The sequence below is a fragment of the Rhizobium etli CFN 42 genome (genome assembly GCF_000092045.1).
Taxonomy (GTDB): domain Bacteria; phylum Pseudomonadota; class Alphaproteobacteria; order Rhizobiales; family Rhizobiaceae; genus Rhizobium; species Rhizobium etli.
Window position 1 is genome coordinate 107,659 of record NC_007766.1, and the last position, 14,955, is coordinate 122,613.

General features: G+C 59.0%; 14 protein-coding genes and 1 pseudogene. 8 read left to right on the forward strand and 7 right to left on the reverse strand.

Annotated elements, in window-relative coordinates; translation table 11 throughout:
• Positions 1–231: 231 nt before the first annotated feature.
• A pseudogene (locus RHE_RS34575) lies at positions 232–448 on the reverse strand (hypothetical protein); the annotation flags it as partial.
• 200 nt (positions 449–648) lie between these two features.
• Here RHE_RS34575 and RHE_RS33885 point away from each other — a divergent pair.
• Positions 649–852 carry a hypothetical protein gene (locus RHE_RS33885; protein ID WP_166486952.1) on the forward strand — a complete coding sequence of 68 codons (204 nt, stop codon included), beginning with the start codon at positions 649–651 and terminating at the stop codon, positions 850–852.
• Between the two features lie 29 nt (positions 853–881).
• Positions 882–1,877, forward strand: a complete 996-nt coding sequence (locus tag RHE_RS26965) for a hypothetical protein (protein ID WP_011428413.1) — start codon at positions 882–884, stop codon at positions 1,875–1,877.
• 237 nt (positions 1,878–2,114) lie between these two features.
• Here RHE_RS26965 and RHE_RS26970 read toward each other — a convergent pair whose 3' ends face one another.
• Genes RHE_RS26970 through RHE_RS26985 form a run of 4 tightly spaced genes read right to left on the reverse strand, consistent with a single transcriptional unit; the run spans position 2,115 to position 9,414 of the window.
• On the reverse strand, positions 2,115–4,190 hold the full coding sequence (locus RHE_RS26970; protein ID WP_011428414.1) for an AIPR family protein: 2,076 nt from the start codon (positions 4,188–4,190) through the stop codon (positions 2,115–2,117).
• Positions 4,183–5,178, reverse strand: coding sequence for a PD-(D/E)XK motif protein (locus RHE_RS26975; protein ID WP_011428415.1), 996 nt, complete (start codon positions 5,176–5,178; stop codon positions 4,183–4,185). Before RHE_RS26975 ends, RHE_RS26970 begins: the two co-directional genes overlap by 8 nt.
• A complete protein-coding gene (locus RHE_RS26980; RefSeq protein WP_011428416.1) occupies positions 5,175–7,919 on the reverse strand; it encodes a Z1 domain-containing protein in 2,745 nt (914 codons plus the stop codon). Before RHE_RS26980 ends, RHE_RS26975 begins: the two co-directional genes overlap by 4 nt.
• Positions 7,920–7,923: 4 nt before the next feature.
• Positions 7,924–9,414 (reverse strand): ATP-binding protein, encoded by a 1,491-nt coding sequence (locus RHE_RS26985; protein ID WP_042119965.1) that lies wholly within the window; start codon positions 9,412–9,414, stop codon positions 7,924–7,926.
• Positions 9,415–9,631: 217 nt separating this feature from the next.
• Here RHE_RS26985 and RHE_RS32260 point away from each other — a divergent pair, with 217 nt between their 5' ends.
• From RHE_RS32260 to RHE_RS27005, 5 genes are read left to right on the forward strand one after another with little or no spacing between them, the layout of a single operon-like run.
• Complete coding sequence (locus tag RHE_RS32260; RefSeq protein ID WP_015241387.1) at positions 9,632–9,817, forward strand: ribbon-helix-helix domain-containing protein; 186 nt, start codon at positions 9,632–9,634, stop codon at positions 9,815–9,817.
• On the forward strand, positions 9,814–11,328 hold the full coding sequence (locus RHE_RS26990; RefSeq protein WP_011428418.1) for a DNA cytosine methyltransferase: 1,515 nt from the start codon (positions 9,814–9,816) through the stop codon (positions 11,326–11,328). Before RHE_RS32260 ends, RHE_RS26990 begins: the two co-directional genes overlap by 4 nt.
• On the forward strand, positions 11,328–11,909 hold the full coding sequence (locus tag RHE_RS26995) for a hypothetical protein (RefSeq protein ID WP_011428419.1): 582 nt from the start codon (positions 11,328–11,330) through the stop codon (positions 11,907–11,909). The genes RHE_RS26990 and RHE_RS26995 overlap by 1 nt, the downstream gene beginning before the upstream one ends.
• Positions 11,899–12,381, forward strand: a complete 483-nt coding sequence (locus tag RHE_RS27000) for a very short patch repair endonuclease (RefSeq protein WP_011428420.1) — start codon at positions 11,899–11,901, stop codon at positions 12,379–12,381. Before RHE_RS26995 ends, RHE_RS27000 begins: the two co-directional genes overlap by 11 nt.
• Positions 12,378–12,887 carry a hypothetical protein gene (locus tag RHE_RS27005; protein ID WP_011428421.1) on the forward strand — a complete coding sequence of 170 codons (510 nt, stop codon included), beginning with the start codon at positions 12,378–12,380 and terminating at the stop codon, positions 12,885–12,887. Before RHE_RS27000 ends, RHE_RS27005 begins: the two co-directional genes overlap by 4 nt.
• Positions 12,888–12,959: 72 nt before the next feature.
• Here the strand turns inward: RHE_RS27005 and RHE_RS27010 are convergent, their stop codons facing one another.
• Together RHE_RS27010 and RHE_RS27015 are read right to left on the reverse strand one after the other, a co-directional pair.
• Positions 12,960–13,688 carry a hypothetical protein gene (locus RHE_RS27010; RefSeq protein WP_166486953.1) on the reverse strand — a complete coding sequence of 243 codons (729 nt, stop codon included), beginning with the start codon at positions 13,686–13,688 and terminating at the stop codon, positions 12,960–12,962.
• A 199-nt stretch (positions 13,689–13,887) separates the two neighbouring features.
• Complete coding sequence (locus RHE_RS27015) at positions 13,888–14,415, reverse strand: hypothetical protein (protein WP_011428423.1); 528 nt, start codon at positions 14,413–14,415, stop codon at positions 13,888–13,890.
• A gap of 75 nt (positions 14,416–14,490) precedes the next feature.
• Between RHE_RS27015 and RHE_RS27020 the strand changes: the two genes are divergently transcribed.
• The gene (locus tag RHE_RS27020; RefSeq protein WP_011428424.1) at positions 14,491–14,928 is read left to right on the forward strand and encodes a hypothetical protein; all 438 of its coding nucleotides are present in this window, start codon (positions 14,491–14,493) and stop codon (positions 14,926–14,928) included.
• Positions 14,929–14,955 lie beyond the last annotated feature (27 nt).

The following is a 14,955-nucleotide window of genomic DNA, read 5'->3' on the forward strand; positions in this document are numbered from 1 at the left end:
GTGCCGCCGAGGAATTGCGACGATGAACGACGGTGCGTCCTTGCTAGCAACATTTTCATCGGGAGAGGGGACAGCTTGGGCAAACCGATAGGTACTTCTAATAACAACGAGGGCTGCGGCGGCCCTCGTTGATGTCCTCTTTCGACGGCTGCGATTATTTCGTGGCCTGATCGTACATGCGATGCAACATCCTGTCGCGAATGCGTTCCTGGCGTGCAGCGATCTCCGCGTTCAGTCTGACGGCTTCCGCCAGTCGTTCCCTCGGCTGATGTTGAGACACGATGAGCGCGAGATAGAGGTCAGCAACTGGCGTCGCAGCAGCATCCCGAACAGGTCGCGCGGCTCGTCAGGGTCGGCGAGCAGATCGAGGTTCTCGAAAAAGGTAGTTGCCTAGCCGCCCGGCCCGGACGAACCGCAGCGCGGAAAAATCCTCTATCAAAAAACCGATGGGATGGCAGCGAGGCCGGTTATCGCGACACTTCGGAGCCGAGGTCACCAATTCGGTAAAGGCAAATAGCTCATGTAATCGGATAGCTTTCCGGTGCTGCAAGATATTGGTTTAATTGGTAATTAAATTTTCGCGCGATGATTGCACGGTATGTTTTATTGAAGTAATTTGTAGAAGTTAAACTCAAGGAGGCTAACCCTATGTCTGGCAATTTGACAGTACAGGTGCCCAAGGGGACTAAGGTGAACGTTGAAGAGGTTGATAGCCTCGTAGATGATGATCCTCGTGTTCCAAATGATAGAAATGTCATCATCTCTACGGATAAAGAACTCAAGATCGCGATTAAGCGATCTGATGATAATGTTACTACCGCGCGAGCTTCCGTCGTTCTGATGTGCGGCTGAAAAAAGCGTTTTTTTTGGGAGATTGTGCAATGCTGAATATTGAGAGACCTAGACTTCGGCATTGCACACTTATCGATGAGCCAACATCCAACAAGACAGTGCTTGTTGTCGGTAAAGACTATTTTGTGCTTGAAAGAACTGATGGGCATCGAGATGATCTCCTAAAGCTGAAAAGCCTTTTGGACGGCCGCCATACTCTAGCGCAGATTCAGCAAAAGACAGGAATCTCGCTCGCCGACATCGAGCAGGTTGTTAAAGAGTTCCAAGGAGCTGGGCTCCTTCAAGTTCGCTCAGACGCGCCCTGGATTTCAGTGCCCGAATTCCTGGAAAAAATTGAAGCCACTTCTATCATGTGGCGTCGTCAGATCGGCCTCCACCGGATTTTTGCTGGGCTGACGAAAGGAGACTATCGACGGGAGGTCTTCCTGGGACTTCTAATTGAAACATATCATTATGTGTATCTGCTCCCGCGGACACTGCTTTCCCTATCTCAGCTTATGAGACCTACGCGGTTCCAAGGTGTAGTCGCTGAATACGCGCACGAAGAAATGGATCACTACATTGCCTATCGGGAGGCTCTGTCCACTGTAGCGGAAATAGGGAACTCTCTGTCGACATCTCATCCAACGGTTGGGACCTTGTCTCTGATTAGAAACTTTGAGTCTATTGGGCGAAAGAGCGATCTTTCCTTGGTCTGTTGCTTGCAGTTGATTGAAGCAAGAAAGGCCGAGGTTTCCGAAGCGGAGAGCAACTTGCGATCTATCGCAGATCGTTACAAATTGCCCGAGCTTGTGGAGGCTTTCATTGATCATATGAAGGCAGACATTGATCTGGGTCATTCGAACCTGCTGTCCGATGCATTGCAGGGAACAGAACATATCGATGCCGCTGCAGCACACGATGCTGTTAATGATATGCATGACATCAAACATTGCTTCGATGCATTTCATGAAAGCGTGCTGGGATATTATAGAGATATATCTAACTATATCCCTCGACCGAAAGTTGACTATTTTGCCCTCTAAGCTTTCTATACGCGCGGAGCCGAAAGTTGCGCCCCAATGCGGCTCTCTAACTTCGCGCGGAGTAGGCTTATATTCTGTGCATTTTTGGTTTGTTGCCGATCTCTGCGTTTTGCGTGCGGTCATGCTTTAGCGTTTCCTGAATATGTCCAATCGGATTGGACGCGATAAGCTCCATTCGGGAAGAGGTTGCGCAAGGCGAATAAAAGCTTGCTTCACCGGCCGACAATGACTGCTTCTCTATCCAACTTCGCGCTGGGTCTCATCGAATAGGCCAGCGGCGCGCACCTTGGCAACACTCTCCAGCCCATGCTTCGCTTGCTTGATTGAAGGACGCCGGCTCCAACCGCCTGCCGCATAGTTGGCGAGTGTTATGCAGATGCTGGCGAGCTTGTAATGAAGCACCCCGCTGCGTTGCCCGGCCTCAGCTGTCGCCACCCATACCGCTGACGGGACACGCATACATTCTTCGATCCGATCATAGTCAGCGGCCTGCAGAGTCGGTCCGTGCCGTTCAGCCACGGAGCCGGCCGCGTTTGGCGAGGTGCCGTCCAGCTCCGCCGGGAGCGGATCCGTCAGCGTCGGCAGGTGATTGCGGACTTCGACCCAGCAGTCTTCCTTCTTGAACCACTCAGTCGGATTGCGACTACCGACACTGGCGCGTAGCGCCTGATCGATCAGCGGCGCCCAGATTGAGATGAGTGTTTCCATCTCCATCGAGAGCCTTTGTTGGCGCCACACCAAGTCGAAATCGATACGGCCGCCCGTTCGTTCGCCCAGCGCGGCGATCAGGTACGCAACAATATTGGCGCCGTACGCCGGAAACTTCATCGTTCGGACTAATCGCTCAGTTGTACGATAGAGGATAGTGAGCGCAATCAGACGACGGAACCAGGCAGCGTCCGGAGGCGGAGCCGTCTGCTCCTTACGCCGTTGCATGAACGCCTGGAAGTTCTTCTGGCCGCCAAAAGCGACGCGCCAAGGGAAGCCGTCCCATGCCGACAGATAACGCGCGAGGTCGAGCTTGCCGAAACGTCGAGCCTTTGGCGTCTGCTCCCGGAAGGCGCGCTGCTCGGTGGTGCGGTAAGAAGCTTTTTGCTCGGCGGCAAGCCATGATCCGCGCGCGCGCTCATAGAACCAGCGCCCGCGCCCGTTTTCGAGCCACGCGTTGTTGGCCAGCGTCTCTACCTCGCGATGGAACGGATCGTTGGCCGAGAAGTCGGCCTGCTGCACAGTATTCTGCCGGTTGGCAGCGCGAGAGATCGAGGAAACCATTTGCTCCAGATCCCCCTCTGTCACGCGGATAATCTTGACCGGTACCTCCACTGCGCCAAGTGCGACGCTTTCCTTGCGCCGGGCGCGGTGCAGCGACGCTGTCGTCTGTCCCCCGTTAACGATCTGCAGGCCCCGCAGGCCGGTCAGGTACACCGCGCCGCCTTCATGCTCGAGCCGCACTTCGTCCGCCGTTGCGACCACGCCGTTGTTGAAGGCGAGGAACATCTCCGGCTGTTCGACCAGCGTGCGGCGCAGCTCGGCATTCACCGACTTGCGCCCGGAAAGTCCGAGAAATGCGCGAACATTCAGCTCAAGGAGATGCGTGCCGTACCGATCATAGATGCGCGATAGCGCCTCACCCGGGAAAGCTGCAAGGAACGCCTCGTAGTGCCCTGCGCCGGAAGCCACCGGCAAACAGGCGATGCGGTGGCCGGCAAAAGCGACAAGGTCAACGTCGATATCAGCGCGGGTCTGACCTTCTCCAAGAACCCTGTGTAGCCGGACGATGTCATAGAGTTCGATCTCGACTGTCTTTCCATGGCTGTCGACCGCCGCCGGCAGCGTGCCACCGGCGATGCAGTCGGTCAGCACGACGATCCGGAAGCGATCGATGCGCTCGCCGAGCGCTGCCACGCGGCGCGCCAAGTCCCCGGCTTCTGTATTGGACGGCTCAATGCGATCCGCCAGACCACCAATGCAGGCGGCTACATACGTCCCGGCCCTTTCTGCGGTCTTCAGCAGGTCCGAGGCGGGAACCCGACGCGGCGGCACGTCGCCAGAGTAATGCGTTGCGAAGAGCGTCAGCTGGCCAGCGTCCTCATCAATGGCATACCCGCTGATCCGGAAGGGTGACCGGCCGACCTTTCCCTCCTGAGGAAGATCAAAGGCCGCCTCGAAGTGACCGATCTCCTCCAGCTCATCGATGACGATGCGTGTGAAAAGCGCTTCCGTCGACGGGATATCTATTGTTGGATCGTCACGCGCCTCATCCACCTCGGCCGCCAGCGCTCGAGCGAATTCCGACGTCCCATCCTCACTCATCGCCCGTCCCCCCGAACGTATTCAATACCGCCGCCGCATCGACGGCAAAGCTGACGAGCGCGCGCACGTCGATCTGATAGGTCGCTTCCGCGATCCCGAGCGCTACATCGCTCCTTCGAAGCCGCGGGAAACCATCGTGGACCGCGTAACAATCCATGCCTACGCAAGCAACCCGCGGCCCGGAGATCGTATCGCCCCGGGGTGCAAGGCCGCGACGCAAAAGCGCGTTGCGAAACGTGCCACGCGCCCGCTCGCCATTTAGCCGCTGTTCAATCCGTGCGGCGATCTGGCCGAGGGTCTCGCCGGCAACCGACTCCACCAGACGGACGTGCGCAACGTGAAGGGAAACAAGGCCGGCGTCGTCAAGCTGATCGAGTGTCGAAATATGGAGTCGGCGCGCCGCGCCCAGCGCAGTCTTGACCTCAAGGCCATGACTGAAGAGCACGAAATCATGTAGCCCGTCATCGGGAGCCTTCCACGCGGCGACCGCTTCAGTGTTTTCGTCCAGCATCCGATCGAGGACGAGGAGTTCACCGATCAGCCCGACTATCTCGTTTCTCGACAGACCAGGGGTCTGATCGCGCAGAAACGCGCGCCACGCAGCGAGACGGGCGGCGAAGACTGTGACCAATTCAGTTTCGCCTTCATCCTCAGCGCGTAGGACCGAGCGGACGCAGTCGCTGCAGATCTCGGCGAAAAGATCACGTCGGGAGGTCTCTTCGAGTGAAAGAACCAGCAGGAGGCCGGCGGGATCAGCGGCTCGGGATAGCCTCAGGCCTGCGGTCTCGAAAGAAGTAATGGAATTGCCAGCGCCACCCGGCAACGCAACGAGACATGGCGCGCCGTCAGCTTCCCGCAGACCCGCGCGGAGATCGAGCTGCACCGGGCGAGAAAGCCGTCGGCTGCGATACAGCCGGTCCCCCCGGGCTACGGCAGCCAACTCGTCCCATTCCTTCAGTAACGCCGCCGCGTCAGGAGTGACGCTCATGGCGCCGCCCGCTGCTGGACGGTATTTTCCCAGCGCCACTCGGCCGATGCTGTCGGGGAGGTTGGGAAACTCACCACTACTCCCCAGAGCGGGATTCCTGCTTCCGGGCTAACGCCAGCCGGATCGATCGGATAGAGAAGGAGCAGACCGCGACGCGGATCTTCACCACGGACCCGTCGGATCCAAGGGCCGGCCGGGCGGTCAGCGGGTGGCCCCCCCTCGTCGGCCAGCACCTGATCGGTTTTTTCCTGCGCGCGACGATACTGGTCGTCGCTCAGATCGATTGCCTCGTCGAGCGGGCTGAGGATCGACTTGGTAATAAAGCGCGCGGTGGTCGACCGGACGATTGGCGAGCGACGAACACTGCGCAGGTCGCGTCCGGCCACCTGAACCGTGGCTCCGACACCAGCCGGTACGAACACCGTCCAGTCGCTCAGTTCGCCCAGGTGAAGCTGCGTGGTGATGTAGGCCGCCATGCGTTTCCCATCGACGTCGCTGCTCTCGGGCGGAAATGCCAGGGCCTCAAGCAGCGCGGCGACGCGGTTACCACGTACATTCCGCCAGATGAAGCCCGCTGCCGGCGGGCGGTCTCCCGGCCGGGCCGGATCGATCTCCGGCTCTCCCAGTTCTTCGAGCAGGCCGTTGACAGCCGCAGCGTTTGCAATTGTGGTGTCGATGTCCCGGTATAGGACGGTCTGGATCTTGCCTTCGCCGGCATAGGTGACGGGACGGAGGACAGCGTGGCGCCGCTTATTCGCCGCCGTGACGTTCATGATACTATGGTCAGCGATGCTGAGGCCATAGAGTTTGGGCGTGCCACCGGTGACGCGCATATGTGCCAGCTGCGCGCGGAGGTCCTCGTTGACCGTGGCCAAGTGCCGGAACCAGGTTTCCATATCGGTGGTAGTGTACAGCCGGCAGAGATCGGCATAACCGCGTCGGTAACCGAACCAGCGCCCCATCTGCAGCAGACTGTCATATTGCCGGGAGACGCGTAGGAAGTAACTGGTCGAAAGGCCTTCAAGCGTCAGCCCGCGTGACAGCTTATCACCACCGATGACAATGGCTGAGAGGCTCTGTCCGGCAGCGTCGGCAGCATCATAATCGATGCCGGTGCGGCTGCGGCCGTTGGATACCACGACCTGAATGCGGTCAGCCTCATCTCCAAGCTGCAGCGCGACCTCATCCCAGCGGATCCGTCGAATAGAACGCGTGAATACGGAGGACGCCATTGCCTCGGTTGTTGGTTCGAAGTCCTCGTGCCATAGCCGTTCGAGTTCTGCCATTTCGAACGGATCGGCCGCAGCGATTGCATTGCGGATCGAGCGAAGCGCACCTTCGACCTGAGCATGAACCGGGTCATGAACATCCTGAAAACGGGAAACGTGCACCAGCATGGTCTTGTGTGCATTGGCTTGGCCGCGCGCGGCGCGTGCCGCGCAGCAGATGACAAAGCTGCGGATCGCTTCCAAAAGGCTCGGCGGGACGCGTGCCTCACCCCGGTATGTCGGCCGCCACGTCTTATCGTGCGGGTCAGGTATCCAACTCTCAGCAGTCTGGTCGAGATGGCGAATGACTGGCAGTCCCACTGCATCAGCGTCGTCGTCGCGACCGAACACCGCGAGTGGCCCGAAATAGTCGTCCGGGGCGGACAGCGACACGATGAAGGTGGAAGGAAACAGGTCGGCGCCATAGTCCTCAGCCGCACGCTCATCATGGATCATGATGTTCGCGAAAGGAGTCGCGGTGTAGCCGACATAGACACTGCGCCTGAACCCACTCAGCAGTTTGCGGATCTCGCCGTTGATGCGTTTCGGATCGTAATCCTCATCGAAGCTTCCGTCCGGTAGAAAGCCCTGATCTCCCGTGTCAGGTGATGCCTGATCCGCCTCATCATCGATCACGAGCAGTGGCGCGTTGCGCGATTCTTCGGGCAGTCGTGCGATCCACCGATTGATGTTCTTGAGAACTGCACCGTTCTTCTTCACGACAAACACAAAAGGCCGGTTGGCGGGCGCGAAGTTGGAATTTTGCGCAACAGTTCGATTGAAGTCACCGTTCAACTGAGAGGTGGTCAGACTGTCGACCAGCTGTACCGGTCCCGGCAATAAGCCCACGCCGACTGGCCGGCGCCCTCCGCTTCCGGCAACACCGGCGGTATCGAAGCCGAGAAAATCCTGATCGAGACGCAGCTGGGTCTGGCGACGCAGGATCTTGTGCATGCCCGCCAGAACGATGATTACGCGATAGCCGGCATCAGCTGCCCGATTGATGACCCCCGCATAGTGTGCGGTTTTGCCCGACTGAACATTGCCGACTACGAGGCCGCGCCAATTCCATGGCACATCCCGATTTGGATCATCGAGCAGCTCGAGTACATCAGCAGTGCTTTCCTCAAGCGCCTCGAGCGCACGCGGCGCCCATCCGCTCTCGCCCAGCTTCTGCAGATAACGTGCAAAAAAGGCGCCTGGCCGACGGCGTTCGCCAAGATACCACGGTGGTGGCTGTGTTTCACCAAGCAGCCGGATCGACGGTCCCTGTGCAACCACAAAAAGGGCTTCAAGATCGCGTGTCGCTGCTTGAATTTCGTCCTCGGTGAAGTTGTGCCCGCTGGTTAATCCGACAAGCGGGGCCGTGGCGCGCACCACCGCCATGATCTCATCTGTGCCCAGCGTGCGATCGCCGGCTCGTTGACCGAGTGCAACGCGGGCAGTATTCGCAAGCTGCGTAACCGGATCCATCCGCTCAATTCTCCCCCAATATTCGGATGACTGCGGCGCGCAATGCGGGCTGCGTGATCCCAAGGGAACGCAGCACCGAGTCGAGTCGGTCTCCAGTATTGTCCATGTTATCCATGCTGCGCACCAGCGTGGCAAGCGGTGTGGCGAGTTCGGCAATTTCTGTGGCTGCCGGTTGCATAAGCTCTGCGCCCCCCTGCTCGGCGACATCCAGCCAAATGCGCTCGACCGGAACGGTAAGCTCGAGGGCAGAGAGCAGTCCTTCGAGCAGTCCCGATTCGGCGCCGAGCGCCTGCGCCACAGCAGAAACTGCAGGATGTTCCCGTCGTACACGATATCGCGGAACGGCTTTGGCGCTGCGCGCTTCCCATGGCCATGCTTCCCCATCAGTGTTGCTGCGGCGGCCCTTGCGACCCGCTCCGACACCGCGCCAAGCGAAGACCTCGCGGGCGCGTCGCCGGCAGTCCGCGCCAAGACCTGCCAAGCGTCCCCGCGCCCAGGCTGGCGGTCGAGCAACAGATTTGCGGATATCGATCCGCCATGCCTCGTCCATCGAGGCGGGTAGCTCGAGAGCGATGCGGGCGAGTCGACTCGATTCCTCGCGAGTCCAGGCCCGAGCGCCACCAAGCCCGAGCCAGCCGCCGGCCGACACGAGGCGGTCCCCCCGGTAGACGTAAAATCCTTGCCGTTCGACCCAGCCGCCCGGCCCACCAGCATCTTCCCATTCGCGCTCATTCGCGAACCGGTCGCGATGAGGGAGTATATACGGTCGTGCCGTGATTGCGCCGTCAGAACCGCGAATGATGTCACGCGGTAATGCCATGGTCGCATCATGCCATCTGCAAAATGGATCCCAGGCGTTGAGTGCACGGCCGTTGACGCTCATGGCAAGCCGCCGTGTCTCGCCGCTGAGAAAGCGGTGAAAGGTCATTGCGAGATGCGCGCGTATATCGGAGATTCGGTCATTAAAGGTATCGCGGTCGAGGCCCCAGAGGCCACCGAGCCGGTCCATTCGGCTCCAACTCACCAGCGTGCCATTGCCTGACGACTGGAATTCGGTCGCCAACTCACCCGACGGCGACGCATCAGGCTCGACCGCGGACCACCCTTCACCAACGCGATCGACATCCCAGGTCAGCCGCGCGACTAAGCCTTCCCGGCGCGACGCCACGGTCAGCTCGCGGCACTGCGAGAGTGAGGCGGTCTTCAATCCCAGTCCGAATCGGCCGAGATCGCCCCCTTGCCGTTCGGCGCTGGGTCCGGCACCCCCAAAGCGCATTGCCTCAACGAGCCGGTCGAAGTTCATTCCGGTACCGTCATCGAGAATTTCAACGAGCGGGTTGCCGTCGCGCCAATCAAGGTGAATGCGGACCTGCCGCGCGCCAGCGGCGAGCGAATTGTCGATCAGGTCAGCGAGCGCGGTTTCGGGTGAATAGCCGAGGCCCCGTAAGGATCTCAGCAATGCATACGGCGATGGCGCAATCTCGACGGGACGCAACAGACAGCCTCCGGTGGCAGAGAGTGGAAAGCATTTACGCCGATGCGCACCAGGTCGGAAAATGCGGAGAGCAGGGCCGACGGAGCGAAACTGCGATTTTCGCCCTTCTACCAGCCAGCTTGGTGACTTATCAGATCCTGTACAACCGCGTCCTTTGTGATGAAAAGTGGTGCATAGTGGTGCGCTCTGGTGTAGCATGGAGTCAGGGAGTATCGCAATGTTAGCAACAGGTAAGACCGTTCGCACTACAGTATTATTGCCAGAAGGCGTGTATCGCCAAGTGCAGGCGTTGGCCGTTACTAATGATGTATCAGCTGCCTGGGTGATTCGGCAGGCAGTTCTCCATTATCTTGCCACGAAAGCCGGCCAAGCCGAGCTGCCGTTGGGAAGCGATCGGTCATGAGCGTTGATCCGAAACTTATCCGCCAGAAAATCCAGCGATTAGACGCCGGCGCTCGCCCTCGTGTGCTGGATCTCTTCTCAGGCTGTGGTGGGATCTCGCTTGGTTTTCAGTCGGCGGGTTTTGAGATCGTCGCAGCGGTCGAGAATGATCCCGACGCGGCCCGCTCGCACGGCCTCAACTTCCATCATGGCGAGGACCGCCATAGTATCCCACGCAACATCACCGTAACGTCGCCAGCCGCCCTTGCCACGGCGCTCGGCCTCGGCGCCGCGGCAAGCGCGTTCGATGTGATCGTTGGCGGCCCTCCCTGCCAGGCATTTGCGCGTGTCGGGCGCTCAAAACTGCGCGAGATCGCCGAACATCCGGAGGCCTTTCGACATGATTCTCGCGCCCGGCTCTATATCGAGTATCTGGCGTACGTAGAAGCTTGTGCACCACTCGCCGTGGTGATCGAAAACGTGCCAGACATGCTCAATCATGGGGGACACAACCTCGCCGCAGAGATCGGTGAGATCCTAGCGAGTAAGGATTATGTCGTTCGCTACACGCTGCTCAACGCAGCATTCTACGGTGTGCCGCAGATGCGTGAGCGGATGATCCTCATCGCAATCCGCAAAGAACTTGCGGACGATGTCGAATTTCCCGCACCGACACACTGGATTGACCTGCCGTCCGGCTATCAGGGTTCGCGCGCTGTAGCGCTCAAACTGGCGACAGGAAGGGATCTGCTCACCGAAGCAACCGGCGGCAGTGCATACAAGGCCGCTCCGGAAGCTGTTGAAACACTGGCGCCCGCGGTGTCCACCCAACAGGCCATCGGGGATCTTCCGGAAATAATGGCGCGAGAATTACTTGCCGAAGGGGCGCTTCGACGTGGCACGCGTCGTCTCGACGCCATGCTCCCTTATGGCGGGCACAATCAGCAGAACGACTATGTGAAGGAGATGCGAACCTGGCCCGGGTTCGAGGGTAGCTCGCATGTGCGTGACCATGTGATCCGATATCTCCCGCGCGACTATCGTATCTTCGCCGGCCTGAAGCCGGGCGATCAATATCCTGAGGCACATCGCTATGCGCTGAGCCTGTTCGAAGCGGAGCTCGAACGACTTCATGCCCAGGGTAAACGCCCGGAAGACGGCAGTTCCGAATGGGACGCGCTCAAGGCAGCTTTCGTGCCTCCATACGATGCTGGGAAGTTTCCGAACAAGTGGCGCAAAATGGAAGCAACTACGCCTGCCCGCACCCTCCTCGCGCATCTCGGCAAGGATGGCTACAGTCACATTCATTACGATAGCCGGCAGGCGCGGCCGATCTCGGTACGCGAGGCAGCGCGCCTGCAGTCGTTTCCTGATGGCTTCCGCTTTGCCGGAACGATGAACCCGGCATTCCGTCAGATTGGCAACGCGGTCCCGCCGCTGCTCGCTCGCGCGATCGCCCAGACCCTGCGCAGTCAGCTTGTCCGAGGAGTGGCAACAGAGGACCTGCCGCGCGTGGCAGGTGCAGGTCGCTGATGAGCCGGCGCGAGGAGATTATCGTCGTCAGGTCACTTGCGGAATCGGACCTGGGTCTCTTCTCGGCGCACCGCCTTAGCGCCACCAGCAAGCAGCGCGCGATCGCACTGACCACACCTGTCGCGCGCAAGCTCTTGAGCGCGCAGCTGTTCGAAAAAGGCGGCGCGGACATGGATTTGATCTGTGTCTATGGCGGCTACGGAAACCGGGAACTCAGGAACATCGGCAAAGTCGGCAAGAACTGGCGGCTGGGCGGCCGCAAGATCACCGCCAACGCTTGCGCCTTTCTCGACAGCAAGGATTTCGTGCTGCTGCGATCTGTTGCGGGAAATGACGGCGTTCAGCCAATCCTGATGACGTTCATCGGCCGTCAACGCGAGCGTCTTCTCCACGCAGGGATCGTTGCCAGCCTTGTCAACGAATTCCGGGATAGCGTGGCCATGGTCTCAGTAGGGTCGGATGCCTTCAACGCGCTCTCAGCTGCCTTTCCTGCCGTGCCAGCTGATCTGGCGATCGGCGCGCCTCTGGTTGAGGATGATGCCGTGCCCCCGGAGCAGGCGGCTGGGAGCGATGGCCGATAGACTTACCCCGGAGCAGCGCCGGCTCAATATGAGCCGCATCCGCGCTAAGAATACAGCGCCAGAATGGATAATACGTCGGCTTCTGCACAGCCGAGGTTTCCGATACCAGCTTCATCGAAGGGACCTGCCGGGCAAGCCGGATTTAGTTTTCCCACGGTTTCGCACGGCGGTCTTCGTGCATGGCTGTTTCTGGCATGGTCACGCCTGCTCGCTGTTTCGTATGCCGGCAACTCGCACGGAGTTTTGGTCAGCTAAGATCGGGGTCAACCGTGAGCGCGATGCCGCTGCAATGATCTCCCTCCAAGATCTCGGCTGGCGCAGCCTGTGGATTTGGGAATGCGCGCTCAAGGGCCGCGGCCGCCTGCCGGAAAGCCAGCTCGCGGAGCAGGTTACAGCCTTCCTGAACAGCGGCGCCATATTCGACGAGATTGCGGAGAACCGTATTTCACCCACAGCGGAGGAGATTTTATGAGCCAACCCCCGCCAGCTCTGTCTGCAGATCCATCGGATGATTTTGCTAGCCTGAGCGACATTGCGCTGCTTCGACTGCGCGGCAGGGTCGCGGCCGAACTTAAGCGGCGCGGGCTGGCCTCGAACGTCGGGCAGGTCGCGGAAAGCCTTGCTATCGCCCTATACAATGGCACTCCCGGTCGTCCTAATCTACAGCCTGCGCCGACAGGAACGCAGAATGTCGATGCTCTTTCCCGGCGCGGGGACCGCTATTCGATTAAGGGTGTACTTGATGCGCGCAAGACTGGCACCGTCTATCCGGATCGCGATGACCGGGAGAAGCAGCTGTTCGAATATTTGCTTGTCGTGCGCATTGATCCCGATTGGCAACTGCTGGCAGTCTACGAGTTCGATTGGAAAACGTTCTGCGAGGTTCGCAGCTGGGACAGGCGGACGAATGCTTGGTATGTGGGGCTTGCAGCAAAGACCCTTTCGCGAGCGGCGCTATTCATGCCCCAGCCAGGTTAGTGCCTCGCCATTAGCCTCCGGTGTCGACCGTCGACGGTCGTGCGGCCCTTGGGAAGCATGTGCGGCAGGAGTTCAATCCGCGCTGTGAATGTCGCGAAAACTTGTGATTGCTGCGACGAGATTGGCATGAACCCAGGCGGCTTTCTCGTCACGACTGAAAAGTCCGTCGAAGTACGTGGCATACACAGCGAAACCGAGATCGATGAGGTCATTGCTCATTCGATCCATGCGCATCACCGCTTGACTACCGCCCCGGATCCACCAGAGCAGATTGATCACTATGCCCAGCGCGTACCGAAAGAGATAGGCCCGGCATACGACCGTTTCGTCGAGGCCCTCCCACTCGATTTCGTAATGGCCTGCCAAAGTTTCCCAAATTTGTAGCGCGGCGCCGAAGATGGTGAAGACCATCGCTTCGGTGTATTTGCCGGTCGTCCTGATAATCCGAATCTCCTTGTGATTGAACATCTGCTCCTGCATTTCAGGAAAAGACACGGCGATATCCGTCGCGCCTTCGATCAACGAAGGTTGCAGGGTCCTTGCCCAGTCCCACAACGAGTTCAATTGAGCCGCCGCCAGATCGCCCATTGGTTCGTCAGATCTTACGAGGCGAACCAGTTCGCTGATCTCGCCTTCAGGTCCGTCGAAGACCAGTCGGGTCAGTTCCTCAGCGACCGCTGGATCCAACCGCGATATATCGCCCCCGGGCCGAAGGAGGATCACCTGCTCAGGATGATCGCCGACGACAGAAAGCCCCAATCTCAGCCCTTCCAAGGATTGCTGCTTGTAGAGTTCGACCACGCGAAATCCGGGAGTATCGCCATATTGCCGCTTTCTTGCTTAAGGTAACGGCGGAGTTCGTCCGACTGCAGCATATTGCTGTCGATCACATAGGCCTTCATGACCATCCTCGTTGAGCGGGTGCAAATGTCTAGCGCTCCCAGCGCGTCTCGGTAGCGAGATATTCCCATACGACAGTCTTCACCGTCACGGCATCGGATCAGTCTATAGAATAGCGGTAGCGACCGGGCTCGACCGTAATCCAGCCGCCGACCATCGCTTCCTCGTTGAACAGTTGAAGGGTCATGCGACTTCCGACTTCTGGCCAGACTGAAAGTTCCGCGCCGGTACCTACAGTCTCGAAAGCGTCGCGCTGCTCTCGACTCAACTGCTCCAGCGGTACAAATGCAACGTGATCAGGCGCTTCGAGCAGCGGCTCGCCGATCTCGTGATAGGCGTGGCCCCGAGCGTTCTTTACAACGACGCGCCGTATCTTGTCGGTGTCGGGAAAGAGGGTAAATGGCTGTAGGTTTTCGAACAGAAGAAGCTGTCCATCCGGCCTTCTTTTCAGGGATCGGACTACGTGCCGGTTACTCCGCAGAATGGTCGCCGCTTCGGGATGTTTCGTCGGGTCAGGATAGAGGCTTCCAGCGATAACCGCATGAAGCACGCAGAGAAGGTAGTTCTCGTCTGGCGCGAAGCTGGAATTGCAGCGCCGACAGACGATAACTTGCGGCAGATAGTCCATTTCCTCCCCCGCGCCGCTGTCATAGTCGGCGCCCCGTTTTCGAAGTGTCTTCGTCAGGAGCGACTTGGTCGGAACATGGTCGCGATTGTTTTTGATGTCGGCAATCACCGCGCCACAGTGGATGCACCACGCCTTCAGCCGATCGTCAGTGAAATCCTCAATTTCTCGCACCCACCGAATCCTTCGCTAGTGTCTATCTTCACGGTGGGCGATCACCTGAACGAAGGCAAGGAATCTCCTCGTAACCTTCGAAAGCTGCTAATCCGCTTCCGGCGCAAAATCAGTTACTCCATCAAGGTTGAGCCGACTATGCTATTGATCAATTTGCGGCGAGGGACTTTTGTAAATAACAAGGCCGCAGGTTCAAATCCCTTCAAGGCGGTGGATGAGCTCGCGACAAACTTATTACTTTTTCGGATTCGATGGGCTGCGTTGGCGGCGAAAATTGTCGCGCTTGTTTGTGCACTAGGCGCGAACGTGCTCCGGGCATTGCGCCATCTTCAGATTTCTTAGTCACGTACGGGACGGGAGTTGACCTAT

Excerpts from the sequence above, each read along its gene's own strand:
- RHE_RS32260 (WP_015241387.1), top strand. The coding sequence starts at position 9,632 with ATGTTAGCAACAGGTAAGACCGTTCGCACTACAGTATTATTGCCAGAA.
- RHE_RS33885 (WP_166486952.1), top strand. The coding sequence starts at position 649 with ATGTCTGGCAATTTGACAGTACAGGTGCCCAAGGGGACTAAGGTGAAC.
- RHE_RS26990 (WP_011428418.1), top strand. The coding sequence starts at position 9,814 with ATGAGCGTTGATCCGAAACTTATCCGCCAGAAAATCCAGCGATTAGAC.
- RHE_RS27005 (WP_011428421.1), top strand. The coding sequence starts at position 12,378 with ATGAGCCAACCCCCGCCAGCTCTGTCTGCAGATCCATCGGATGATTTT.
- RHE_RS27000 (WP_011428420.1), top strand. The coding sequence starts at position 11,899 with ATGGCCGATAGACTTACCCCGGAGCAGCGCCGGCTCAATATGAGCCGC.
- RHE_RS27015 (WP_011428423.1), bottom strand. The coding sequence starts at position 14,415 with ATGGACTATCTGCCGCAAGTTATCGTCTGTCGGCGCTGCAATTCCAGC.
- RHE_RS26975 (WP_011428415.1), bottom strand. The coding sequence starts at position 5,178 with ATGAGCGTCACTCCTGACGCGGCGGCGTTACTGAAGGAATGGGACGAG.
- RHE_RS26980 (WP_011428416.1), bottom strand. The coding sequence starts at position 7,919 with ATGGATCCGGTTACGCAGCTTGCGAATACTGCCCGCGTTGCACTCGGT.
- RHE_RS26995 (WP_011428419.1), top strand. The coding sequence starts at position 11,328 with ATGAGCCGGCGCGAGGAGATTATCGTCGTCAGGTCACTTGCGGAATCG.
- RHE_RS26965 (WP_011428413.1), top strand. The coding sequence starts at position 882 with ATGCTGAATATTGAGAGACCTAGACTTCGGCATTGCACACTTATCGAT.
- RHE_RS26970 (WP_011428414.1), bottom strand. The coding sequence starts at position 4,190 with ATGAGTGAGGATGGGACGTCGGAATTCGCTCGAGCGCTGGCGGCCGAG.
- RHE_RS27020 (WP_011428424.1), top strand. The coding sequence starts at position 14,491 with ATGGTCGCGATTGTTTTTGATGTCGGCAATCACCGCGCCACAGTGGAT.